This window comes from Salinisphaera sp. PC39 (genome assembly GCF_040361335.1).
Taxonomy (GTDB): Bacteria; Pseudomonadota; Gammaproteobacteria; order Nevskiales; family Salinisphaeraceae; genus APNM01.
In genome coordinates this window covers 208015-231859 of record NZ_APNM01000001.1, presented here as the reverse complement: position 1 = coordinate 231859, position 23845 = coordinate 208015, and the positions used below count along the sequence as shown (strand labels likewise).

At 63.6% G+C, this 23845-nt stretch carries 27 protein-coding genes; 14 read left to right on the top strand and 13 right to left on the bottom strand.

Annotated features, from left to right (window positions below):
- The first annotated feature begins 219 nt into the window (after positions 1 to 219).
- Positions 220 to 1614: a hypothetical protein gene (locus tag PC39_RS01130; protein WP_353251518.1), complete on the top strand. Its 1395-nt coding sequence runs from the start codon at positions 220 to 222 to the stop codon at positions 1612 to 1614.
- A 29-nt stretch (positions 1615 to 1643) separates the two neighbouring features.
- On the opposite strand, the gene PC39_RS01125 is transcribed toward PC39_RS01130, so the two are convergent.
- Together PC39_RS01125 and PC39_RS01120 are read right to left on the bottom strand one after the other, a co-directional pair.
- Positions 1644 to 1859, bottom strand: coding sequence for a hypothetical protein (locus tag PC39_RS01125; protein ID WP_353251517.1), 216 nt, complete (start codon positions 1857 to 1859; stop codon positions 1644 to 1646).
- The gene (locus PC39_RS01120) at positions 1856 to 2449 is read right to left on the bottom strand and encodes a hypothetical protein (RefSeq protein WP_353251516.1); all 594 of its coding nucleotides are present in this window, start codon (positions 2447 to 2449) and stop codon (positions 1856 to 1858) included. Before PC39_RS01120 ends, PC39_RS01125 begins: the two co-directional genes overlap by 4 nt.
- 279 nt (positions 2450 to 2728) lie before the next feature.
- Here PC39_RS01120 and PC39_RS01115 point away from each other — a divergent pair, with 279 nt between their 5' ends.
- Together PC39_RS01115 and PC39_RS01110 are read left to right on the top strand one after the other, a co-directional pair.
- A complete protein-coding gene (locus PC39_RS01115) occupies positions 2729 to 4147 on the top strand; it encodes an amidase (RefSeq protein WP_353251515.1) in 1419 nt (472 codons plus the stop codon).
- A gap of 4 nt (positions 4148 to 4151) precedes the next feature.
- Positions 4152 to 4766, top strand: coding sequence for a TetR/AcrR family transcriptional regulator (locus tag PC39_RS01110; RefSeq protein WP_353251514.1), 615 nt, complete (start codon positions 4152 to 4154; stop codon positions 4764 to 4766).
- Positions 4767 to 4839: 73 nt separating this feature from the next.
- On the opposite strand, the gene PC39_RS01105 is transcribed toward PC39_RS01110, so the two are convergent.
- Both PC39_RS01105 and PC39_RS01100 read right to left on the bottom strand, forming a co-directional pair.
- The gene (locus PC39_RS01105) at positions 4840 to 5400 is read right to left on the bottom strand and encodes a TetR/AcrR family transcriptional regulator (RefSeq protein WP_353251513.1); all 561 of its coding nucleotides are present in this window, start codon (positions 5398 to 5400) and stop codon (positions 4840 to 4842) included.
- On the bottom strand, positions 5393 to 5986 hold the full coding sequence (locus PC39_RS01100; RefSeq protein ID WP_353251512.1) for an SRPBCC family protein: 594 nt from the start codon (positions 5984 to 5986) through the stop codon (positions 5393 to 5395). Before PC39_RS01100 ends, PC39_RS01105 begins: the two co-directional genes overlap by 8 nt.
- 112 nt (positions 5987 to 6098) lie before the next feature.
- On the opposite strand from PC39_RS01100, the gene PC39_RS01095 reads away from it, so the two are divergent.
- The gene (locus PC39_RS01095) at positions 6099 to 7277 is read left to right on the top strand and encodes a saccharopine dehydrogenase NADP-binding domain-containing protein (protein ID WP_353251511.1); all 1179 of its coding nucleotides are present in this window, start codon (positions 6099 to 6101) and stop codon (positions 7275 to 7277) included.
- 157 nt (positions 7278 to 7434) lie between these two features.
- The gene (locus PC39_RS01090) at positions 7435 to 8271 is read left to right on the top strand and encodes an enoyl-CoA hydratase/isomerase family protein (protein WP_353251510.1); all 837 of its coding nucleotides are present in this window, start codon (positions 7435 to 7437) and stop codon (positions 8269 to 8271) included.
- 72 nt (positions 8272 to 8343) lie between these two features.
- Here PC39_RS01090 and PC39_RS01085 read toward each other — a convergent pair whose 3' ends face one another.
- Positions 8344 to 8754 (bottom strand): hypothetical protein, encoded by a 411-nt coding sequence (locus PC39_RS01085; RefSeq protein ID WP_353251509.1) that lies wholly within the window; start codon positions 8752 to 8754, stop codon positions 8344 to 8346.
- Positions 8755 to 8958: 204 nt separating this feature from the next.
- On the opposite strand from PC39_RS01085, the gene PC39_RS01080 reads away from it, so the two are divergent.
- A complete protein-coding gene (locus PC39_RS01080; protein WP_353251508.1) occupies positions 8959 to 9156 on the top strand; it encodes an addiction module protein in 198 nt (65 codons plus the stop codon).
- Between the two features lie 167 nt (positions 9157 to 9323).
- Here PC39_RS01080 and PC39_RS01075 read toward each other — a convergent pair whose 3' ends face one another.
- The 7 genes from PC39_RS01075 to PC39_RS01045 form a co-directional block, all read right to left on the bottom strand.
- A complete protein-coding gene (locus tag PC39_RS01075; RefSeq protein ID WP_353251507.1) occupies positions 9324 to 9536 on the bottom strand; it encodes a type II toxin-antitoxin system HicB family antitoxin in 213 nt (70 codons plus the stop codon).
- Positions 9526 to 9786 (bottom strand): type II toxin-antitoxin system HicA family toxin, encoded by a 261-nt coding sequence (locus PC39_RS01070; protein WP_353251506.1) that lies wholly within the window; start codon positions 9784 to 9786, stop codon positions 9526 to 9528. Before PC39_RS01070 ends, PC39_RS01075 begins: the two co-directional genes overlap by 11 nt.
- A 276-nt stretch (positions 9787 to 10062) precedes the next feature.
- A complete protein-coding gene (locus PC39_RS01065) occupies positions 10063 to 10875 on the bottom strand; it encodes a CPBP family glutamic-type intramembrane protease (RefSeq protein ID WP_353251505.1) in 813 nt (270 codons plus the stop codon).
- Positions 10876 to 10995: 120 nt separating this feature from the next.
- On the bottom strand, positions 10996 to 12084 hold the full coding sequence (locus tag PC39_RS01060; RefSeq protein WP_353251504.1) for an HNH endonuclease: 1089 nt from the start codon (positions 12082 to 12084) through the stop codon (positions 10996 to 10998).
- Between the two features lie 173 nt (positions 12085 to 12257).
- Positions 12258 to 12740, bottom strand: a complete 483-nt coding sequence (locus tag PC39_RS01055) for a hypothetical protein (RefSeq protein WP_353251503.1) — start codon at positions 12738 to 12740, stop codon at positions 12258 to 12260.
- An 18-nt stretch (positions 12741 to 12758) separates the two neighbouring features.
- Positions 12759 to 12992 carry a transposase gene (locus PC39_RS01050; RefSeq protein WP_353251502.1) on the bottom strand — a complete coding sequence of 78 codons (234 nt, stop codon included), beginning with the start codon at positions 12990 to 12992 and terminating at the stop codon, positions 12759 to 12761.
- A gap of 118 nt (positions 12993 to 13110) precedes the next feature.
- Positions 13111 to 15267 (bottom strand): SIR2 family protein, encoded by a 2157-nt coding sequence (locus tag PC39_RS01045; protein ID WP_353251501.1) that lies wholly within the window; start codon positions 15265 to 15267, stop codon positions 13111 to 13113.
- Between the two features lie 599 nt (positions 15268 to 15866).
- Here PC39_RS01045 and pyrF point away from each other — a divergent pair.
- The 8 genes from pyrF to PC39_RS01005 all read left to right on the top strand — a co-directional run bounded on the left by pyrF (position 15867) and on the right by PC39_RS01005 (position 21422).
- On the top strand, positions 15867 to 16577 hold the full coding sequence (gene pyrF / locus PC39_RS01040) for an orotidine-5'-phosphate decarboxylase (protein WP_353251500.1): 711 nt from the start codon (positions 15867 to 15869) through the stop codon (positions 16575 to 16577).
- A gap of 439 nt (positions 16578 to 17016) precedes the next feature.
- Positions 17017 to 18075, top strand: a complete 1059-nt coding sequence (hemE, locus tag PC39_RS01035; protein ID WP_353251499.1) for a uroporphyrinogen decarboxylase — start codon at positions 17017 to 17019, stop codon at positions 18073 to 18075.
- Between the two features lie 62 nt (positions 18076 to 18137).
- The gene (gene yihG / locus PC39_RS01030; RefSeq protein ID WP_353251498.1) at positions 18138 to 19070 is read left to right on the top strand and encodes a 1-acylglycerol-3-phosphate O-acyltransferase, YihG family; all 933 of its coding nucleotides are present in this window, start codon (positions 18138 to 18140) and stop codon (positions 19068 to 19070) included.
- A 4-nt stretch (positions 19071 to 19074) separates the two neighbouring features.
- Positions 19075 to 19827, top strand: a complete 753-nt coding sequence (locus PC39_RS01025; RefSeq protein ID WP_353251497.1) for an SDR family NAD(P)-dependent oxidoreductase — start codon at positions 19075 to 19077, stop codon at positions 19825 to 19827.
- Positions 19824 to 19985 (top strand): hypothetical protein, encoded by a 162-nt coding sequence (locus PC39_RS01020; protein WP_353251496.1) that lies wholly within the window; start codon positions 19824 to 19826, stop codon positions 19983 to 19985. Before PC39_RS01025 ends, PC39_RS01020 begins: the two co-directional genes overlap by 4 nt.
- Before the next feature lie 116 nt (positions 19986 to 20101).
- Positions 20102 to 20344: a ribbon-helix-helix domain-containing protein gene (locus PC39_RS01015; RefSeq protein ID WP_353251495.1), complete on the top strand. Its 243-nt coding sequence runs from the start codon at positions 20102 to 20104 to the stop codon at positions 20342 to 20344.
- Positions 20344 to 20730 (top strand): type II toxin-antitoxin system VapC family toxin, encoded by a 387-nt coding sequence (locus PC39_RS01010; RefSeq protein WP_353251494.1) that lies wholly within the window; start codon positions 20344 to 20346, stop codon positions 20728 to 20730. The genes PC39_RS01015 and PC39_RS01010 overlap by 1 nt, the downstream gene beginning before the upstream one ends.
- Positions 20727 to 21422 carry an SDR family NAD(P)-dependent oxidoreductase gene (locus PC39_RS01005; RefSeq protein WP_353251493.1) on the top strand — a complete coding sequence of 232 codons (696 nt, stop codon included), beginning with the start codon at positions 20727 to 20729 and terminating at the stop codon, positions 21420 to 21422. The genes PC39_RS01010 and PC39_RS01005 overlap by 4 nt, the downstream gene beginning before the upstream one ends.
- A 78-nt stretch (positions 21423 to 21500) precedes the next feature.
- On the opposite strand, the gene PC39_RS01000 is transcribed toward PC39_RS01005, so the two are convergent.
- The gene (locus PC39_RS01000; protein ID WP_353251492.1) at positions 21501 to 23708 is read right to left on the bottom strand and encodes a choice-of-anchor I family protein; all 2208 of its coding nucleotides are present in this window, start codon (positions 23706 to 23708) and stop codon (positions 21501 to 21503) included.
- Between the last annotated feature and the right edge of the window lie 137 nt (positions 23709 to 23845).

The window sequence follows — 23845 nt, the reverse complement described above, 5'->3', positions numbered from 1 at the left end:
CCGGCACCACCCGGCGGCTTGATCCAACTCAATGACGCGCCGGGCCATCCCGGATGGCCGCCGCCCCCCATTTAGGGGCTGTGGCAAGTCGCGACGAGCAATCACATTATCAACGTGCTCGACGTCGCTCACAGGCCGGCGACAGGACAGTGGCACTTCATCGCCGTCAATTGAATTGACACAGAGGCAATACGAATCCCGGACTTGGGGGACGCATACATGAAGTTCTTGATGAAGTCGCTGGCAGCCGCTGTCGCCGTTCTCGTCATGTCCAGCCATGCGTTCGCTCAATTACCCCCCGGAGCCGAACGCTGGCCGGACGAGTGTCGGGCAGGGAATGCCAAAGCCTGCCTTTTCCACGGCTATCGCCTGATGAAAGGCGACCGGATTGAAGCGAGTGAGACAAAGGCCACACACTTTTTCAGCCTAGCCTGCAAATTGAAACTCGCCGATGGCTGCCACCACGCCGGCTACAATCTTTTTTATGGCAAGGGCAATGTCGTCAAGAACCGAGCAAACGCTTTCCCCTATCTCGCCAATGCCTGCAAGCTTGGCTACTACAAACGTCGGACCTGCTATCTCGCGGCCTGGTCGGCCCTGAATCTGGACGAGCTCAAGCGTTATCGCGCGGACGCCGCCAGCCTGGCACATAAAGGCTGCGCCACGACCGTTGATCCGAAATCCTGTGGCCTGGCGGCCTGGATCTATACCGGCGCCGTGGAGGAAAAACATCCGGGTCGGATGAAAAACTATGCGACGAGAGGCTGCGACTTGAAGGATGATTTTGCCTGTTATCACGCCGCGCTGGCCCTGGCCTTCGAACCGGACATCAAGAACGATTTCGAAGAAGCCAACAAGTACGCACTGACCGCCTATCAGCTCAATAAAGACCCGAAACACGCCTACATGGTGGGCATGACCTATGTGAAGCTGGAAAAGTACGCGGATGCTCAGGCCTACTTCGAAAAAAGCTGCAATGCGGACATGCCGGCCGGTTGTGTCGCCACCGCCAACACCATCAGCTCGCAAGGGAAAGACACCCATATAGCGCGCCAGTGGTACCAGAAAGCTTGCGACCTCGGTGACGAGTCAGGGTGTCGCGGGGCCAGAAACCTGGACAACTACCATGAGCAATGGAGGGCTTACAGAGAACAGGTTGCCGCCTATGAGGCACAGCAGGCCAAAATCGCCGAGGCACGAACAAGGGTGGAGACCGCCCTCGCGCAGGGTCATTTCAACCAAGCGCTGGAAATTGCCACTTATGGCGTTGGCAGCCGACAACTCTCGGCCGAAGCCATCCTGGCGGCCCAGCGTGCCGGCGCACTTGGAAGTATCGACCCGGTCTACTTCCATGCGACGTCAAACTGGTTTGTCTATACCAACGCAAACGCCGATGCCGTCGTGCGGAAACAACTGGCGAAAATCAACGCTGCCGAAAAAGCCTCGCAAAACCAGATTCGACCCACCCCCACTTACAGTGGCCCCAAGCCGCCGACTGGCCTGCATGAACAGTTCATGAAGAACCGCCGACAATCCTATACCAGGAATCTTCAGCGATACATTGATGGCGGGCGTCCTTCGGATCCCAGGGTTTATAGTCAGGACGGGCCCTGATTGCCGGCGGCCCCGTCCGCCATCGCCGCTCAGACATCGCCCGTGTAAACCAGCGACGCCAGCACCCCGCCGGCACCCGCCCCGGCGGCCAGCCCGATACCGACCCCCACCAGGGCATCGCCCATCAGCCAGCCGATGCCGAGACCGGCACCGATGCCGCCGGCGAGACCGGCCGCCACGATCCAGACCGCCGCCCGGGTATTGCGGGCGTCTCCGCGCGCCTCGGATGATTCCTGCCTGGTCATCGTCCTTCAACGCCCCGGCGCGAGACGAAATCCGTCACCGCCTCCTTATAGACCCGACTCTCGTCCGCCGTGAAGAAGGTCACCCAGAAAACCGGGAACAGCACCAGATGGCTGTATGACTTCCTATCGACGGTATAGACATTCTCGAAGCCGCTATCCGTATCCCGGAAGGTATATCGGTATTCGGACGGCCGGGTTCCCCAGCTCGGGATCAGGCCGAAGCTGAGCCCGGTAAGCCACTCCTGCGGCAGGGCGCTCAATTTCGGAAGCCGTTCGACGCGGATCACCAAATCGGCGTCGCCCTCCGCTTCGACGAACTCCGAATCGCAACCCAACGCCTCCAGTGCCGATGCCGTATCGGCCACATACTCGCTCTCGATCTCGCTTGCCTGGTCGGCTGGCGTTTTCTTAACGCCGAAGGTATTCGTGTGATGACCACTGAGCAGCTCCAGCGAGTACGCCAGATCACAGCCTGCCTCCGCCTTGTCCGACCGTGCCGGCAATTCACCGTGCAGCTCGTTATAGGCGACTGTGCATCCCTGCAGGACCGCGGCAGCCAGCATCGTCACAATCGCGGATCGTGCCTGCATCCCGACCTCCCTTGCGTTCCTTGCCTGACAGACAGACCCCGGCGGGCCTCGCCTGCCCCTTAGTCTAGCCAACTCGTCCAATCCGATGCCTGCGCCCCTTCAGACACAAGCCTCCGCTCATCGGGCGCCATATCGCCGGCGAAAGGCGCGCACGTAAACCCGACCACGCCCCCGCTACCGCCGCCGGCGTTGCCAATGTCACACACGGACTATAAAATGAATCATGAATTCATTATTCATTTATCGAAGCGAGACTTCGATAATGGCGGGGACAGCGAGATGCGGTCACACGATGACGAGTTAGGGACCCTGGATGCCACGGCACAGGCGCAACTGGTACGGGACGGCGAAGCGTCGGCCCGCGAGCTGGTGGACGCGGCCATCGGGCGTATCGAGCGCCTCGATCCGGCACTCAACGCGGTCGCGGCGACAGGTTTCGAACAAGCCCGGCAACGGGCGACGGACATCGATACCACCACCCCGTTCGCGGGCGTGCCCACGCTGCTGAAGGACCTGATCGCGTACCCCGGCCTGCCCTTCACGCTCGGCTCCCGGCTCTTCGAAGGGCAGATTGCGCCGGTGGGCTCGCCGTACACCGATGCCCTGGATGCCGGCGGGCTGATCGTATTGGGGAAAAGCACCACCTCCGAGTTCGGCCTCCTGGGCACGACGGAGACGTTGGCTTGCGGGGCGACCCGTAACCCCTGGGATCCGAGCCGTTCGCCCGGGGGATCGTCCGGCGGCGCGGTGGCGGCCGTGGCCGCCGGGATGGTGCCCGTGGCCCACGCGTCGGACGGAGGCGGCTCGATTCGCGGTCCCGCCTCCTTCTGCGGCTTGTTCGGCTTCAAGCCGAGCCGGGGACGGCACCGCGCCACGGACCAACCCGGCGAGACCCCGTTCACCCGGATGATCAGCGAGCATTGCGTCTCCCGCAGCGTGCGGGACAGCGCCACCTGGCTTGCCGTCACCGAGCGTACCGACGGCGAGGCCCGGCTGCCTCCCGTGGGACGGGTGCGCGAACCGCTGGACCGGCGGCTGCGGATCGGCATGTATCGGCGTACCGGCTCAGACGACGAACCCGATGCGGACGTCGCCGGTGCGCTGGCCGAGACCGCCAGGCTGTGCGAATCGCTGGGCCACGAAGTCGTGGAGACACAGGCGCCGGCATACGATACCGAAGCCGCGGCCCGGGCCTATTTCACGCATGCGGCCCTGACCATCGATGCCGCATGCGAGCAGATACGCGCCTACATCGGGCCGGCCTTCGACGAAGAGCGACTGGAGCCCTACACCCGCCGGTTGATTCAACACGCGAAAGAGCTGCCCCCGACGGCCTCCACGGAGGCGGAGGCCGCGCTGGCGGCGGCCGCCGCCGCGGCCGATCGGCGCATGGGCGAATTCGACGTCTTGCTCTGCCCGACCGTGCCGTTCCCGGCGTTCCCGCTCGGGCACCACGGCGGCACGGAGCCCTTCGAGCAGGCTGTCGCTTTCACCGAGACACTGGCAGGCTATACCGCCGTCGCCTCCATCGCCGGCTGGCCGGCCATGTCGGTGCCGCTGCATATCTCCGCCCGGGGCCTGCCCGTGGGCTCGCATTTCGCCGCGCCCGTGGGCGGGGAGGCGCTGCTGCTGGGCCTGGCCCTGGAGCTCGAGCGTGCCTCCCCCTGGCAACAGCGTTTGCCCGTGACCATGAGTTGAGCCTATGCCACAACAACTGAAGCCATCGGTACGGGCACGGATACTCGCCGCCGCGGCCGAGGCCTTCGCCCGCCACGGTTACTCGGCCGCGCGGCTAGCCGACATCGCCGCCCGGGCCGATGTCGCCACGGGCAACCTCTACCGTTACTACCGCAGCAAGGAGGCCCTGTTCGAAGCCGTGGTGCCCCGCGCCGTCGCCGCGCAACTGCTCCGGCTTATCCGGCAACGGGTCCGCGAGCTCGCCACCCGGGACGACTGGCGCACCGCCACGGCCGGCCGATCATCGAAGGCGGACGCCCTGCTCGACTTCTGGATCCGCCAACGCACGGTGGTGATCATCCTGCTGGCCGGCGCCGAAGAGTCGCCGCTCGCCCATGTCAGGCCGTTGATAATCGCCGAGTTGACGCGCCTTGCCGACGGATACGCCACGGCGCAAGCCCCGGACCGGGCGAACGGCCGGGTGCCGCGGGTCGTCCTGGCGCAGCTATTCACGAGCACCGCCGACATGATCGTCGCCATTCTCCGCGAGTATGACGACGAGTCGGACATCCGGGCCGCGTTCCAGGCGTTCTGGCGCTATCAGCTTGCCGGGCTGGAAACGCTGCTCACGAGCCCATAGGGGGCCCCGGTCGCATACGGCCGGCCAACGCGACTGACCGCCCGGCGGCGCTGCCATGCGCCAAGATGGCCGGCTATCGGACCTGCCCGGCAGCGTCGGCGGCATCGCACTCGGTCAACGCCAAAAGGCGCCGCGCCAACTGCCGCCGGCGCTCGCTGGAAAATCGGACCAGATCAAGCATTTCCCCGAACCAGAGCCCATCGGCCGCGAAACAGACGATCTCGGCCAGGCCGTCGTCCAGACCATCCTGCATGAGGTTGTCCAGTGCGCGGCGGGAATACTCGCGCAGCGGTTGCAATACGTCCGGCGAGGCCACCGCCACCTGCAGGATGGCCCGCTTGTAGCCGTTGTGCACCCCGGCGTCATCCAGGGTGGTCCGGATCAGCGCCCGGGCGAACCGCCCCGGCCCCGCCGGCTCGCGGGCAAGCGTTTCGTGCAGCCGCGTCTCGAACAACTGGATGTAGCGGTCCACGAGACCGCTCACCAGGACCTCCTTGGAGGCGAAATGGTAGAAGACGCCGCCCTTGCTGACGCCGGCCCGCCGGGCCACGGCGTCCAGCGTGAATGCCGACAGACCGGCCTCGGCAAGCAGCTCGCGGGCGGCGTCGAGGATACGTACGCGGGTGTCAGTCATGCGCCTTGGGAACCGCTTGCGCGGCCTCGATGCTGTCTCGGAAATACGCCAGTTCGACCAGCGTATGCTGCCGTGCATCCGCTTCCAGGTCCATGCACCATGCCGCCACGGCGGCGAGGATCCGGTCGGTCAGTGACGGGCCGCTGTGCGCCCAAACCCGGTGCGACAACACCACGCTGCCGGCGGCCGGTGCCAGAACCACCGACCCACCTTCCCGGACATCCATCGGCAATCCGAAGAACGTGTACCGGGTCCGCGCGCGCCAGCTAAAACGGCGCGGCGGGCGCACGTCGTAGATGCGTCCGTGCAGCATCCCGGTCACCCCGCCGACCGATTCCCGCTGGAGGAAGCGAAGCCCGTCGCGCAGCGGCCTCTTGGGCGACGTCAAGACCCAGATGCCGTCGTGTTCCGGGTTGGACGACTCCCAGCGGCCCTCGAAGTCCTGCAAGTCACGCCACACCCTCTCTCGGGGCGCGTCGATGGTGACGCTGGCCGTGGTGTCCACCAGAGGCCCCTGCCCGGAGACACCGGCATTCACCGCCAGCAACAGGAGGATCAGACCGAATCCGGCGATCAACAACTTCATTGTCCCACGCATGACGCACCTCGCGGTTTTCCGGATCGCAGGATTGCGACTGTACCGACTGGCCGGTACAGTCGCAATCCTGGAGAGACATGACGGACCGGAAGGACAGACCATGAGCCTCGGGAACGAACCAGACGATGTCGATGTGCTGGTATTGGGCGCCTACGGCCAGGTGGGCCGGGCGCTGATCCCCCGGCTGCTGGCGGCGGGGCACCGCGTCCGGGCCACGGGCCGGCGCCGGGCGCCGCTGGACGAACTGGCCGACGCTTGCACGGACGAGGACCAGCGGCGGCGCCTGTCGCTGGCCTTGCTGGATATCGAGAACCCGGACCGCCTACGGGAATTGGCGGCCCGATCGCGAGTCGTCGTCCATTGCGCCGGACCGTTCGTCATCGGCGGGCACCACGTTGCCGAGGCGGTCGCCGGCGTCGGGACGCACTACGTGGATATCGCTTCCGAACAGGCCCATTACCGCGCACTGGGCGCCCTGGACCGGCTCGCGCGCGGCAATGGCGCGACCATGGTGCCGGGCGCCGGCCTGTATCCGGGCCTGTCCGGTCTCCTGCTGTTGGAGATGCTCGCGGATTACCCGGCGGCCTCCGCCGCGTCGATAGTGATGGTCACCGGACTCCCGGAAACGCCGGACAGCGGCATCGCCAGCCTCCTGACCGGGGCCCTGGAGCTGGCCATCGGCGAGCCGCTGCGTGAGCACGTCGGCGGGCGCATGCAGGCCACGAAGCCGACCGCCACGCGGACGTTCACGGTTCCCCGGTTCGGCGAGACAGCGGCCGTGCGCTGGCCGACTCTGGAGATCGAGGCCCTGGGCGACGAACTCGGCAACGTTGACTTGCGGACCTATGCCGCGCTGGGCGGCGCGCCGGCGCCGACGGCATCCGAGATTGCCCTGCTCCGACTACTGCGGCCGGACCGGCGCGGCTGGGCCCATCGGCTGCTGTCGCGCTACGCGCGATACCTCAACGCCCGCCTCTACCGTGCGGGGCTGCAGCGGCACTGGGGCAGCGAGTGCATCGTGCAGGTCAATGTGACCGACCCGGACGGCCACCACCGGCGCGAACTCGTGGCAGAGGACATGGCCCTCGGCACGTGCTTTCTGGTCTCCCGGCTGACGGAGCGATTGCTCGCCGGGACGCGGCCACCCGCGGGCCTGGCCAAGCCCGCCGACCTGATCGCCCCCGGCGAGGTACTGGCCCGCCTGGACGCCGAACCATCGTGGCGCATCACTGCGACCGCCGATCGGGATAGGCCAACGCGCGGCGGCGCCGCCCGTTGAGCCAATCGCGGGCGCACCGCCCATGACATGAAACAATCTTCATTTCTTGTTGCGGGCGGCTGCCCGGTCGACTAGCGTGTCCTCGAAGCGACCGCACCGACGGATCGACAATCGCGGACACCCGCCCCACCGACGCCATCGCCAAGGAGTCACCAGCATGGAAACGACAGCCAAATACCGGACCCTCATCGAGGAATGCCAGTCGGAATCGCGACGCTACGTGGACACGGAACGCGACGGCGCGGTGGCCACCGTCACGCTGAACAACCCGGCGCGATACAACTCGCTGACGCCGGTGCTGTGCTATCAGCTCCATCAAACCCTGCGGGAGCTGATCGCGGATCTCGATATCCGGGTGATCATCCTCACCGGCACCGACCCGGCCTTCTGCGCCGGCGGCGACATGGAACTCATCGCGCGGGCCGACGAATTCGCGCGCAGCGACGACGACGGCGCGGCCACCATCTGGCGCTGGATCCGCTACCAGTTCGGCGGCGTCGCACGGCTCCTGAGCCAGTCCGACACGCACATCATCGCCGCGCTGAACGGCCCGGCCGCCGGTGTCGGCCTATCGTTCGCCTTCGCCTGCGATCACCTGCTGGCGTCGGAGCGCGCCGAGCTGGTCATGGCCTTCGGCAAGATCGGCCTGGCACCGGAGGTCGGCTGCAACTGGCACCTGACCCGGACACTGGGCTACCACAAGGCCATGGAACTGTTCATCTCCGGCGAGCGGGTATCCGCCGCCGAAGCGCTGCGGCTGGGCCTGATCAACCGCACGGTGCCCCACGAAGAGCTGCTGGCCGAGGCCCGGGCGTGGGCGGACAAGGTCTGCCGGCTCCCGGAGAGCGTCAGCGCCATGGCCAAGACGCAGATGCGCAAGGTGGCGGACATGAGCTGGGAACAGGCCATCACCATGGAAGAGTTCGCCGAGCCCATCTGCTTCACCACCGCCGCGCATCGCGAGGCGGTCCAACGAATGCTGAAAAACGCCTGACGCCCGGCCGCCAACGCGCCGGGCAAACGAGCGCGAACCGGGCCGGCCGGCCATGCCGGCCCGGGCCTCCGGCTACCGCGGCGCCTGGCCGGCGGCGCGCGTGCCCCGAAGCAGCATCGTGCCCAGCCACGCCGCGAGGACGACATCCACCATCAGACAGAACCCCGGCCACCAGGCCGGCACGCCGGGATTCCCGAACAACCGGGGATGCGCATAATCGAACAGGCCATGCACCAGCAACGCCGCGGCCACGAGCCACAGCCCGCGCCGGTAGCCGACGATCGCGGCCAGCATGAACGCCCCGGCGATCAACGCCTCGGCGAGCACCACCCCGCCCCGGGCACCCATCACCGCGAACAGCACATAGAACGCCGCGATCACGATCAGCACCGTGGGATAGAACGACCGGTCCCGATCGAAACCGACGACCGCGGCCACCGCGCAGATGGCCGCACCGATGATCAACCCGGCCAGATATTCCATGGCATCCCCGTCGCCTCGCTCCCGCCGGCGCTCCGCAGCATACCCGTGCGGCACAGAGCTGTAGACATCGCCATGCTCGGCACGCACTAGCCCACACCGCTCGCCTTGTAGCGCATCATGCTTTACTGCATCATTTTATTAGTTTCCACCCTTACCGGGGTCATTATGGGTGCGGTCGAAATCGAAGCCGTCAGGGAAGCCGCAATGGGCCTGTCCGAACGAGAGCGGGCCAAGCTGGCCAGCGAGTTGGTGGCGAGCCTGGACGGGCCGGCCGAGGACGACGTATCGGAAGCCTGGGACATTGAAATCTGTCGCCGGCTCAACGAGATCGAATCCGGGAAGGCGGAACTGCTCGATGTCGACGAAGTCCTGGCGCTTGCGAGGGAACGCCTGAGGAGTTGATTTGGGACTCTCGGTTCCGTCGTGCCATGAATCCTCCCTGACGCTACCTGCCTCCTCCCTGGAGAGGACCTTACCGCTCAAGCCGGCTGAAGTCACCGAATGCCTCAGGTTGTTACTCTGACCCCGGATTCCCTCAGCGGCTGGGGGTATCCAGCTCGACTGCCCTGTTATGCATACATCAGCCGACCCTTGGGCTCGGGGACCGGACGCCCGAGTTCCTTGGCCGTTTCAATCCATTCCTCGATGACTCGCTGAGCATTGGCGACGGCCTGCTCGTAGGTCTCACCATCGGCCATACAGCCTGGCAACTCCGGCACCTCCACGATGAAACCGCCGTCGTCCTCGCTCCAATAAATGATCAGCTCGTACTTAATCGACATCGGTCTCTCCCAGCCGGTACTTGACCAGTATAGCCCTGACTTGTTTGACCTGATACGGCTTGGCCTTGCTCCCCTTGGGCTGGAGATTCAGGATTTCCTCAACGTCACGCCGGGTGAATATGTGGTGACTACCCCTGACCCGTTCATCAAAGCCCAGCCGCAACAAGAGTTGGCACAGGGCAGAGAATTCGAGATTCGTATCGGAACCACCCGCAAGTATCTTTCGCTGCAGTTTGGTGTATTTGCCCATTGAGACAGAATTCCTTTTGCGGTCTCTGCCAGCGGCACATAACGCTTAGCCCAGTTGCCGCTGTGGAACTAAACGGCACCCGAATGAACCACTGCAGGCGCGCACGGAGGATACTGTGAAGCGTCCCCGACCAGCATGCCCTACTCCATCCGGGAAGGTCATTACGCACCAGGAGCCGGCTGTCGTCGGTCATGCAAGAAAAAGGTGTCTGGCGCCTTTCAAACCTCTAGGGACCTGACCCCCGATTTCCCCCTACATTGCAATACAGACCATGCGCTATGGCCCACGCATTCCGCAACGCTCTTCCGTTCCGACATACCGCCAGCACAGCACCAAGAGCACCGCCAGCACCAGGTTCCCGTAGAGCATGAACGGATACATCGCCGACGAGATCCGCAGCCACTCCCCGGTGAAATTCATCATGCCGTGGAAGACCAACACCGCCAGGATGCTGCGCCCGGTGCGGCTGTACACATGCACGATCAGCAGCGTGTGGCAGACGATCATGGGCAACCACCACGATAGCGCCGGATGGAACGTGGTGTTCGCGTAATAGCCCGCGAACCACACGAACGGCGCATGCCACGCCGCCCAGGTCACCCCGTTCACCAGCCCCGCCGCGGTCACCCCCAGCCGCGCCTGCAACCGCTCCAGGTAATACCCCCGCAGCCCAATCTCTTCCACCGCCGGAAACACAAAGGACAGCAACAGCAGGAACAGCAACGCCTCCGGATCGAGCCACAACGACCAATGCATAGCCAACGGCGACGCCACCACCCCCAGCAACACCGCCAACCCAGCCATCGCAAGATCGAACGCCAGCCAGAACAGCAACAAAACCAGCCACCACCGCCCCGGCACACGCCGCCAATCCACCAACCGCCACCACAGATCGCGCAGCCCCGCCCGACCGTCCACGACAGCCGCCAGGCCTAGCCCCGCGATCAACGGACTGGCCCCGCCGATCAGGAACCAGAGGATGGTCGGAAACGTCCAGACGGACGCATCGGAGAGCAGCAGGGGCGCCCAGAAGAGGTAGGCCCAGCCTAGGTAGATCAGGGGGAAGGCGAGGATCGGGTGGGTTTTCAACCGTTGGCGGAGGCGAGTCGGAGCTTCAAGGGGATTATTCACGCTTCACAAAAAGGTGTATCTCACTCTGTATGCAAGGACGCGGGGCAATGCCGCAGCGTGTCCGCGTCGAACGACCTGCTAGAAGGCATCTGAAGAAGCCGGCGGGAAACCGGCGACCTCGAGCCAACCATTCTCGTCGCACAGATAAAGCTGCCCATGGCCCCAGCCAATCTTCCGTCCCCGCTTGTTAAAACAATCCGCACACATGCAAGCCCACACTCCGAGATCCTTCACAGCTCCATCGATCATGTACTTGTCGTTCGACAGTGACTTTCTGCACAAGTCACAGTGCGTTGGGGGCGAGCTGAAGTACACCTTGTCCTTCTTCGCTCTGTCCATATCAACAAGGGAATCGAGCATCGCCGACCCACTGCCTTCCGTTACAGCTGACATGGTTCTCGTTCCGCGAGCGTCATCAAACGGACTTTGCGGGACACCAATCACCCACGGCGTCACCGTGACGGTGCTCGCCTCATAATCGACTCCCGTTACACAGCCGAGACCGGAGAACACGCTTTGGCCCGACGAAGGCCGAAAGAGAACCAATGCGGTAGACGTTGTAATCCACCGTGGGTCGATGAACATCACAATCTTGAAGCTGCCGAGTTGACAATAAATATGAGGATCCTTCGCGAGGACACCCGTGAATTTGCGCAGCTTGGAGGCGTCGGCAGGTACTTCGATCGGAACATTCTTTGTGCGGAAGCGCTGCCGCTCGAACGAAATGGCTGCACCCACCATGGACTCGTGGAGGATAGCGTCTTGCAAAGGAACCGCGTCTAGGGAGAGATGTACCAGGACTGTTTGGAACGCGGACATCACGTGATTCAGCTCCCAGCCAAGACTGTGGAGAGTCTGGTTCTTCTTGTAGTGCCGTAGGTCAACCTTATACCCGCGCATCTCGGCCTGCTCACAAATGCGAGGAACGTTTATGTACGTGAGTTGCGAAATCGTCGAGCGCCAAACTCGCGGCTTTACCAAACTAGAGGCAATCCACGACAAGTGATCTGTCTTGATTTTATGTAGCCGAGCGACTGGGTAAGTCACTGGATCATCATCCACAATCTTGTGATGCTCACGGCACAACAGCAGTAAATTCCCCGCCTCGTTTCTTTCTTTTGAGGAAAGAGACGATGCACCGCGCGCCGCCGTTTCTGTTTCCCCCACGATGTGCGCAATCTCCCCGATTAGCGACGAAACGGCCCCGTTAGATTCGAACAAGAGATCCTTCTTACACATGCAACAACGCGCAGCACACTGCCCCCAGACGATCTTTGATGTTCGTTCCGAAACAGGCATACAGCCTCCTGCCCTTTATATTCGGGGTCATATATTCGGGGTCAGAGTAACGATCCACTCTCGACAGTCGACCCAGGGACACAATCGACCGGTTCGCCCCCTGTCTTCGGTCCGGGTTTGCCCGGCCGCAGCCGTGTACCGGTCCGCGCTTCCATTTCCCGGACAAATCTGTCATTGCCCAACGCGAAACCCCGTCGCGCGGCCTCGCGAATAGCCGCTATCGGCTCGTCATCGACATGGGCAGTAAACAATGCTCGGTACGCCGCAAGTCGCTCGGCACCCTCTCCAAGCGCACAGTAGATTTCGTGTGGGGTGCGGAGCTCGGAGTCGATGCCGAGCGCATTCGCGCGATAGCTCGACCAGGGGTAGTCGGCCGGGTCCGAGACCATCCCGGCCCGAACCGGGCTGAGTTCGATGTAGCGGTAGCAGTGCAGCAGGTACTCGTCGTCCTGCACCAGACAAGCTTTGAAGCGACCTTCCCAGAGGGTTCCGGTCCGTCCGTGCACATGGTTGAAGTACCGCACGTAACAACGCCCGAGGTGCTACATCATGCGGGAAATCCCGTCGTCCTCGTCCGGCGTGACCAGCAGATGGACATGGTTCGTCATGAATACCCAAGCGTGAACGGCTACCCCGCACCGTTGGGCGGCCTCACGTAACCAGTGCGCGTATGCGGCAAAATCCTCGCTGCGACCGAAACAGGGCTGGCGATTGTTGCCACGCTGGATCAGATGCTGAGCCACACCCGCCGGGCATGCACGGTTCCGTCGTGCCATGAATCCCCCTGATGCTACCTGCTTCTTCCCTGGAGACCTTACCGCTCAAGCCGGCTGAAGTCACCGAATGCCTCAGGCTGTTACTCTGACCCCGGATTCCCGTTGGGCGCGCTCGTGATCATTGCGCAGCAAGCAATTCCTTTCGTTTATCGGACAAGTCGGGATCGAGAAGTCGATCATAAGCTTCTTCAAGAATCTGCGATGCCCATATTACTCGACCGCTTTCCGCGGTGAGACTCTCCCATTCCAACGCTGCGTCAGCCAACGCGAAATACAAATACTTGCTGTCGGGAAAGTTCTTTATTCCAGCTTCAGCTTCATTTAGCGCGTTATTCAGCATCGCTTTGCGGTCTTCTTTTAGAAGACCTTCAGATCGCGCCCTCGCCAATTCGATCCGAATCTTGTAGCGCTGTAACGGGGGGTCAAGCCCGACATCTTCGACTGCCTTGCGCAGCTCAGCCTCCGCATCGGCGATAAGATTCTCGTGTAATAATTCTCCGACAAGCCGATGCCTTGCCACCCGATCCGCAGGCATTACATAGCTAATTTTACGGTATAGCCTTAGCTTCTTATCGGCATAAGGAATGGCCCTAATGCCACGACTCGCACTACACATCTCGCGGAGTGTTCGAGATTCTTCATAATAGGTCGGATTTGCCGTTTCAATGACTGAATCAAGTAGCGCGAACAGCTCATCAGGATCGGAATACTTGTATTTTGATATAAGCTCGGCAATGACTTCATGACGACTCCGCCATGAATAAATTCCGAGTTTTGAACTTTCTTCAGACTCTTCGATTAACCCCTCAAGGACGTCAAGTGAGCCTCCAAGCTGGGCGAGCTCTATTCCAGAAAGGCGCAGAACCATTTGGCGATGTGGTAACGCTCCAGCGGCCTCCAACGCGCATGTGAGCCTGTAAATATCCTGACATCCCGGGCTGAGCTGAGCGTACTCGCGCAGTACAATTTGGTCGAGCGAATCTGCGGAAAAAAGTGCTTTCAAGCAAACGAACATGTCAGCTTCACATCTTCTTTTTAGTGTACGGCGTTGATCTGCGTTCGATTGAGACAGAAACCCACCTTCAATAAGATCGCCTAGTTCTGGCTCTTGTCGCACAAGATCAAGCAGTCTACCAAGCTCGGGATCGCTAAGCTTGGATAAAACAACGGAATCACCATCGGAAAAAAGCCTTGCTTCCTTCTGACGAATCTTCCAGGTTGAAGTCTCTGCCGTTAAGATTACGCGCAGCGAACTGTTGTCCGGGAGTTTGCGAGCCAATCTGTTGAGCTCACGTTGAAACTGGGGACAGTTGTCAATTAGCAGGACTGCCTTCTTTCCTTCAGCCTTTAGGCTCTTTTCTAAATTTACCCATTCGACATCCTGCAATGGGAACTCCCGCCTATGTTCGTATAATTCAACGTCTGCTTCGTTTTTGATTCTTTCAACCACTCGCCTTGCCAGGGTCGATTTCCCTGTTCCCGATACTCCAGTGATTATGACAAAAGTGGCATGCGAATCCGCAAGTCGACGTTCTTCATCACGTTCAAATGTTAGGCCGGCTCGAATATCGCCGTAGGTTGCAGTTGCCCCGTAAAATAGTCTTCTAGGATGAGGGACAGATGTGAGGTCCCGAACAACAATTGTGCAAGGGGCCAAGGCATGCGGCAGCTCGGTAGTAGCTCCTTTCGCAGGAGCCGCTGCAGGAGCTGCAATGCTATTTCCAAGCTCGACAGCAAAGGAGTTCACATCGCCCTGTGCGACGTTGTCGGCGCCTCTTCCCCGCCAAATGTCAGCTCTCTCGGAGTCGATTTGATACATGAGAAGGTTTGCTCGCCCGGGTGCACCTTGGCCTCGCTGCAACTTGATCGACTCACGCAGTATTTCTTGAACGTCTGCGTCCTGGAGTGAATGCCCAATCACAATGGCAGTAGCACCAGCAAAATCAGTCTCGAGACGCTTGTAGATCAGCTGGCGATAGTCAGCGCAGTTATCGTAGTCCTCTAGAGTCAGAATCATCCTCGCACGGTGGCCCAAGGCAATGTCTTGCGATACGCACCCGTGAATCTTGAAAAGTGGAACCACGCCAGGAGCGTGCGCGGCGTCCCAGTCATAGTTGCTTCTGATTACGGCTAACTCCTTGTCCGCACGGAGAAAGGCTCTTTCGATGAGCTGATCATAGTTGGTTGTATAAATGGCCGCCCAAGGATATTTGGCTAATGATATCAGTGCACCATCAGGATTCAGTTCTTCGAGGCGCGCGACTACTGCTTCCACGAGCTGCTTTCTTGACGTTCGACGCTCCAGAATGCTCGCGAGCTCCGCGAGGTCGTCGGAGATATATTCACCGTTTGCCAACTCACTCTCGAGGTGCCTACATAAATCCAGAGCGTTCGGTGCCCCCGAGGAGACTGCCGCGCCCGCCCCAAGGAACAACACCGTCCGTGCAGGTTGTAGTCCATTTGTAATGCGAGTTACGTCATCAAGGCCGGCCATTCTTGTTCCCCTTTAAACTTGCACGAAGCGCCCAACAGAGATTAGATGGAAGTCTCTGATATGAATATCTAGGAATTCTATATAACACCGCACCATCCTTAGCTCGGCCTAGCGGGATATGTCCTGTAATCAAAAACCTAGAAAAACCCCGGCGTGCCATGTTTGCAATACCGCGACTTCCACATTTGCCGCAGCCAATAAGCAGATAACGGCCGAGTCCGCCTGTTCACTCACGCATATCGGTCACTATTTCGTCATCGACCGATTTTCAGGAGCCTGAACCCACCACGGCTCTGCTCATACCTGCCACCGGAACAAGCCACCCATCCCCGGAACGCGATACCATTCCCCGCGCCCGGTTTCCGTTCACAGGCTTTCGAATGACTGCGATACCCGCCCGCGAGAGGTTGATCTTCGCCCTGGACGTGCCTCACCACATCGCCGCGCAGCGGCTGGTGGACGATCTCGGGGACAGTGTCGTGTTCTACAAGGTGGGCCTGGAGCTGGCGCTGGCGGAGGGGTTCCTGGACCTGATCGACTGGCTGCGCGAGCGGGACAAGAAGGTGTTCGTGGACCTGAAGCTGTTCGACGTGCCGGCCACGGTGGCGCGGGCGATCCACCGGCTGTCGGAGCGCGGGGTGGACTTCACCACGGTGCATGGCAACCAGGGGATCATGGAGGCGGCCGCGGAGGCCAAGAGCGGCAACCTCAAGGTGCTGGCGGTGACGGCGCTGACCAGCCTGGACCGGGGCGACCTGACGGACCTGGGCTTCGACTGCGACGTGGAGTCCCTGGTGCTGTCGCGGGCGCGGCGGGCGCTGGCGGCCGGCTGCGACGGGGTGGTGTCTTCCGGGCTGGAGGTGCCGGCCCTGCGGCGGCACGCGCCGGAGAAGCTGATCGCGGTGACGCCGGGCATCCGGCCGGTGGCGAACGACGACGACCAGAAGCGCGTGATGACGCCGGCGGCGGCGATCGAAGGCGGCGCCGACTACCTGGTGGTGGGGCGGCCGATCCGGGACGCGGACGATCCGCGGGCGGCGGCGGAGGCGATCCAGGCGGAGATCGCTACTGCCCTGAATGAAGATGATTAACCACAGAGGCACGGAGGCACAGAGTGGATACAAATAATGTGAAAGCTCTGTGTTCTCTGTGGCTCTGTGGTTGTACCAATGCGACGGTAGACGACGGACGTCCATAAGAAATGAACCACAGAGGCACAGAGGGCACAGATTGAATGTGACAATGTGAATTCTTTGTGTGCTCTGTGACTCTGTGGTTGTACCAATGCGGCGTCGAGTGCGACTGGCCTGAAGAAGATGAACCACAGAGACACAGAGGCACGGAGTGAATGTGACTATGAATTCACTGTGTCTTTCTCTGTGCTCTCTGTGACTCTGTGGTTGTATTAGTGTGGCGGCCGAGTGCGGACGCCCTGAAGAAGATGGGCCACAGGGGCACGGAGCGAATGCGACAATGCCTCTAGCCGTGTTTTCCTCTGTGACTCTGTGCCTCTGTGGTTAGCAACACCCAATGAAAAACGACCGATTCCTTAAAGCACTGCGGCGCGAGCCGGTGGATGCGACGCCGGTGTGGCTGATGCGGCAGGCCGGGCGCTATCTGCCGGAGTACCGGCGGGTGCGCGAGCAGGCCGGGAGTTTCCTGGACCTGTGCCAGAACCCGGAGCTGGCCTGCGAGGTGACGATGCAGCCGCTGCGGCGCTTCGACCTGGACGCGGCCATCCTGTTCTCGGACATCCTGACCATCCCCGAGGCCATGGGCCTGGGGTTGCACTTCATCACCGGCGAGGGCCCGAATTTCCATCATCCGGTACGCGACGTGGCCGCCATCGATAACCTGGGCGTGCCCGATCCCGAGGACGACCTGGGCTACGTGATGGACGCCGTGCGCCTGATCCGGCGGGAGCTGGACGGCTCGGTGCCGCTGATCGGTTTCGCCGGCAGCCCGTGGACGCTGGCGACCTACATGGTCGAGGGCGGCCCGAGCAAGGATTACCGGCGGATCAAGGCCCTGCTCTACAACGAGCCGGCGGCGATGGAGCGGCTGCTGGGCAAGGTGGCCGACGCGGTCGCCGCCTACCTCAACGCCCAGATCGCGGCCGGCGCCCAGGCGGTGCAGATATTCGACACCTGGGGCGGCGTGCTCACGCCGTCCGCCTACCGGCGGTTCTCGCTGGCGTTCATGGAACGCATCGTGGCCGGCCTGCGGCCGGCGCCGGACGGCGAGCGCGTGCCGGCGATCCTGTTCACCAAGGGCGGCGGACCGTGGCTGGAGGCGATCGCCGACAGCGGCTGCGACGCCGTGGGCCTGGACTGGACCATCGAGATCGGCGAGGCCCGGCGGCGGGTCGGCGAGCGGGTGGCCCTGCAGGGCAATCTCGACCCGGCCATGCTCTATGCCCGGCCGGAGACCATCCGCGAGGCCGTGGGCGGCATCCTGGCGGATTACGGCCACGGCCCCGGCCATATCTTCAACCTGGGCCACGGCGTGACCCCCGAGGTGAACCCGGACCACGTGGCCGCCCTGGTGGACGCCGTGCACGAGCTGAGCCCGCCCTACCACGCCACTTGAAACCCGCGGCGCAAGACTCGAAACTGCGCCTATCCGGATTTTGGGGCCAAGGCCGGGATTCCATGCGCCGAATCGTCGAAAACGCACGCGGGGTCATCTTCTCGATCCTGGTCACCGTCGTGACCCTGATCGGCGCCGTGCCGCTGCTGCCGGTCGGACTGGTGAAGCTGCTGCTGCCGGTGGCGCCGGTGCGGCGCGTGGCCGACCCCATCCTGCTGGGCATCGCCCGCTACTGGGCGCGCGCCTTCAATTGGGTGATGATGACCACCGCCCGCGCCGACCTGGAGCTGCACAACAGCGTGCCGCCCAATCCCGACGGCCGCTACGTGCTGATCTCCAACCACCAGTGCTGGGCGGACGTGATGCTGCTGGTGCACGTGCTCGACCGCGAAGGCCTGCCCTTCCCCCGCTTCTTCATCAAGGAAGTCCTGCGCTGGCTGCCGATCGTGGGCTTCGCCTGCTGGGTGCTGGATTTCCCCTTCATGAAGCGCTACAGCAAGGCACAACTGGCAAAGAACCCGTCCCTGCGCGGCAAGGACATGGAGACCACCAAGCGCTCCTGCGAAGTGTTCCGGCGGGTGCCGGCCACCATCGTGAACTACGCCGAGGGCACCCGCTCGACGGCCCCCAAGCGCGCGGCCCAGAATTCGCCGTACCGGCTGATGCTGCGGCCCAAGGCCGGCGGCACCGCTTTCACCCTGCAGGCCATGGACGATGTCCTGGATGGCGTGCTCGACATGACCGTGGCCTACACCGGCTCGCCGGAGCCCACCTTCTGGGATTTCGTCTGCGGGCGTATCCCGCATGTCTACATCAAGCTCCGGCCACTTGAGGTGCCCGCGCACCTGCGCGGCGGCGACTACCAGAACGATCCCGCGTTCCGGGAGGCGTTCAAGGCGTGGCTGGAGGCTATCTGGGCGGAGAAGGACGAGGAGGTCGCCTCGCGCCAGGACCCTTCGGCGAAGGCCGGCATCCACACCGACGAGGCGGCCTGAGACCATGAGCGGACGCATCGCCTGGATCACCGGCGGCGGCAGCGGCATCGGCCGCGCCCTGGCCCTGGAGCTGGCGAACCACGGCTGGCGCGTGGCGGTAACCGGCCGCACACGCGAGACCCTGGACGAGGTCGCCGCGGCGGCGCCCGAAGGCACCGTGCGAGCCGTCCCCGCCGATGTCACCGACCTGGCCGCCACCCGCGAGGCGGTGCGCAAGATCGAGTCGGAGCTGGGACCCATCGACCTGGCGGTACTCAACGCCGGGGTGTTCAAGCCGTTCGAGGCCGAGAATTTCGACGCCGAGGCCGTGAACGCCACCATGGCCGTGAACTACACCGGCGCGGTCCACGGCATCGACGCGGTGCTGCCCGGCATGCGCGAGCGCCGCTCGGGGCACATCGCGCTGGTGTCCAGCGTGGCCGGCTACCGCGGCCTGCCACTGGGGGCGCCCTACTCCGCCTCCAAGGCGGCGCTGATCGCCCTGGGGGAGTCGCTGAAGTTCGATTTCGACCGCCTGGGCATCCGCACCAGCGTGATCAACCCCGGCTTCGTGAAGACCCCGCTGACGGCCAAGAACAAGTTCCCGATGCCGTTTCTGATGGAGGTGGACGACGCCGCGCGGGCGATGCGCAAGGGCCTGGAGAAGGGCCGTTTCGAGATCGCCTTCCCCCGGCCGCTGGTGTACGGCCTGAAGTTCATGCGCCTGCTGCCCTACGCCCTGTACTTCCCCCTGATGCGCAAGGCCACCGGACGATGATACGGCTCTGGATACTGCTGATCCTGCTGGTGCTGGTCGCGCTGGGCCTGGCCCACCTGGTGCGCGGCGCGATCCGCCGCAGCCGCGAGGAGCTCAAGGACGTGGACCGCAGCAAGCTGCGGGACCTGGACAAGGACGACTGGGACAAAGAAAATTAAGGGGACGGTATACTTAATTCATTGGCTAATTAAGTATACCGTCCCCTTAATTATGCGCGTTGCAACCCGATGGCGTACGACCTAACATACACCAGAAACGTACACCATCATTGCCAATGATCCGGAGCCAAATCTACTTGTCCGAGGAAGAGCGTCGTCGCTTGGCTGCACTGGCGAAACGCACCGGGCGCTCGCGTAGCGCCGTGATTCGCGATGCCATCGACGATTACTTGGCACGTCACCAAACGAATGACCGCCTAACGGCCCTGCATGAAGCACGTGGCATGTGGTCTGATCGAACCGACCTGCCGGATATACGGGCGCTGAGACAGGAATTCGACCGCGACACGGGACAGTAATGCGGCCTGCCCTGCTCGATACCGACGTACTGATCGATTACTTGCGGGGCATCACGCCAGCGGTGCAATACCTGGAGTCTATGAGCCAACCGGCCTTGATATCAGCGGTAACCGTGGGCGAATTGTTCGTCGGCGCCCGTGACGCGGACGAAGAGACCAAACTGGATCGCTTCATCAATACTTTCGATGTGCTCCCGGTCACTCACGAGATCGCGCGCCTGGGAGGCCTGTTCCGTTGCCAGTACCGAAACACTCATGGTACTGGCTTGGCGGACGCTTTCATCGCGGCCACGGCGGTCGAATACGAAGCACACCTCATGACGTTCAACCTGCGGCATTACCCTATGGTTGACGGCGCCAACAAGCCCTACAAACGGCCGACATGACCCGTACAGCCCTGGTCACCGGCGCCAACCGCGGCATCGGCCACGAGACCGCCCGCCGGTTGGCGGACCTCGGTTTTCGCGTGCTGGTCGCCGGCCGCGATGCCGACGCCTGCCGGGACACCGCGGCGGCCCTGCGCGAGGCCGGCGGCGACGCCGAGGCCCTGACCCTTGACGTGACCGATCCGGCGGCCGGCGAGACCCTGGCGGGGCTCGCGGTGGACGTGCTGGTGAACAACGCCGGCATCTTCCCGGACTACGGCGTGAGCGTGTTCGACGTGGCCGAGACCACGGTGCGCGACGCCTTCGAGATCAACTTCCACGGCCCGTTGCGCATCGCCCGCGCCCTGGTGCCGGGCATGATCGAGCGCGGCCACGGCCGCGTGGTGAACCTCACCTCCGGCTACGCCACCCTGGACGGCATGGGCGGCACGCTGACCGCCTACCGCACCAGCAAGGCCGCCCTCAACGCCCTGACCTGCATCCTCGCCGCCGAATGCGAGAGCCGCGGCGACGTGAAGGTCAACGCCGTCGATCCCGGCTGGGTGCGTACCAACATGGGCGGGCCCCAGGCCCCGCGCTCGCCGGCCGAGGCCGCGGCCGACGTGGTCCACGCCGCCACCCTGCCCGCCGACGGCCCCACCGGGCGGCTGCTCAAGCGCGGCGAGCCGGTCTCTTGGAATCAAGGGAATTAAGGGGACGGTATACTTAATTCTTCAAAATTAAGTATACCGTCCCCTTAATTCGGCCCCCTTAATTTTCGCGGCGCGGGATCAGTCGGCGATCACCCGGTACAGCGTCGTGGTGCCGCTGACCTCGTTGCCCACCACCAGCAGGGGCTCGCCGGCGGGGCTGTCGGCGGCGTCGATGAAGATCACCCCCTCCGGCCCCAGGTCGCCGGCGGCGCCCGCCGCGAGGGCGCCGTCGTCGATGTCGTCCTCGATGTCGATGCTGAAGTCGCGGTTGTTGCTGTAGTGCACGAACGTCGGCGCGGCCGGATTGGTCACGTCGTAGACCATGATGCCGCCCATGCGCTCCAGGCCGATGAAGGCGTAGGACCGGCCGTTGACCTCGGCCACGGTGACCGCTTCCGGCTCCGAGCCCTTGTTGTCGCTGCGGCCGTCCGGGTCGGACTCGGCGTTGTCGTTGTTGAAGCGGTAGCCGTAGCGGTTGGCGGTCTCCACCGCGAAGTCGCTGCCGCTGTCGAACACGCGGGTACCGTCCGCGGCCCAGATGCTGAAGCTGCGGGCGCCGTAGACGTACAGCTTGTCCAGCAGGCCGTCGTCGTCGGTGTCGGCGTCCGCGAACTGGGCCAGAGAGGTATTGATCACGCCCAGGGCGGCCTCGTCCTCCAGCGCGGCGGCGTCGGCGAAGGTCTCGCCGTCGATGCCCACGTCCGCGATCTCGACTTCCTCGATGTAGGCGTCGTACTCGCGGGCGTCGCCCTCGTTGGCGGTGACGTAATAGGTGGCGCCGTTGGTCTCGTAGGCGGCGATGGCGTCCGGCATGAACATGCCCAGCAGCGGCCAGTTGCGGATGTTCACGCGGTCGTCGTCGTTGCTGGCGTCGAGCTCGTTGCCCGGGATGTTGTGATCCTTGTAGCCCAGGGCGTGGATGGCGCTGACCGAGGCGCCGGCGATGTCGATCTCGGCGACCGCGTTGTTCTCCTGCAGGGTCACCCAGGCGGTGGCGCCATCCGGGGCCACGGCGATGTACTCCGGCTCCAGGTCCTGGGCCACGCTCGACGCGCCGTCGTGCAGGTAGACCGTCAGGCCGCCGGCGCCGGCGTCGTTGACTTCGGAGTCGCCGTCGAAGTCGTCGGTCAGCGTGAGCGTGCTCCCGGAGATCGAGGCCACCCGATAGAGCACGGGATCGCCTTCGGAACTGGCCAGGGTGAAGAAGTCGTCGGCCGCGATGCCGCTGGCGTCGTCCAGTGTGAGGGTGGCCGGATCGCTGTCGGTGAACGAGGCCACCGTGCGCGCCGAGCGGCCGAAGTTGCCGAACACGCGCACCTCGGCGGGCAACTCGGCGGCGCGCGGGCCGCCGGCGTTGAAATCGGCGAAGCCGACCGTCCGCGCCGCGGGGTTATCCGGATCGCCGGCGTCGACGATGCTCACCGAGCCCTCGGGGTCGACGCTGTAGTCGTCGGCCGGCTCGCCCTCGTTGGCGACCAGGATGGTCTCGCCGTCCGGGGTGAAGACGACCATGTCGGGCAGCACGCCGACCTCGACCTGGCCGCGGAAGGCCAGGTCGGCCGCGTTGTAGATCTGGACGCGGCCGTTGGCAAGGCCGTCGTCGTTCTCGACCGCGGCGGCGACCAGCCCGCCGCCGACGGTGACGCTGTTGATGCCGTCCGCGTCGGCCCACTCGTCGCCGGCCTCGATGGTGCCGACCAGGCTCGGGTCGGCGGGATCGGTGATGTCCAGGACATCCACGGCGCCGGCGTCGGCGTTGACCACGAACAGCCGCTGCGAGGCGGGATCGTGGGCCACGATCTCGGCGGCGCCCTCGTCGAAGATATCGGACTCGTAACGGCCGAGCTGCTCCAGCCGCAGGCCGGAGACGCCGGCGCCGCAGGCGTAGGCGGTGTCGTCCAGCTCGCTCGGGAGGTCCAGGGTGCCGTTGCCGTTGTCGTCCAGGCCGACGCGCACGCGCACGCCGCCGGCCGGGCAGTGGTCGCCCACGGCGTTGTCCACGCGCAGCACGCTGGACAGGCCGACGTCGCCGTCCTCGCCGTTGCACAGGACGGCGGTCTCGTCGACCTCGTCGTCGTCGAGCACGCCGTTTTCGTTCTCGTCGATGCCGGTCTCGACCTCGACACCGCCGGCGGCGCACTCGGCGCCCGGCGCCACCGCGGTGGCGTTGGCGGATACCGATGGCGCGGCGCTGTCGCCGCCGTTGCCGTCGCTGTCGTTGCAGCCCGCGAGGCCGAGCGCGGCGAGCACGGCCAGCGCGCCCGCAAGTTCCCTGGTCCCCAGCATGTGGATCTCCCCTGTCTGAATGCCTTGGATCGGAAAGAGCCTTGCAGCGCAATGTGTCGTCGGCGTTAACCAGTCACGACGATTCTATTAATTAAGGGGACGGTATACTTAATTATTTGTTTAATTAAGTATACCGT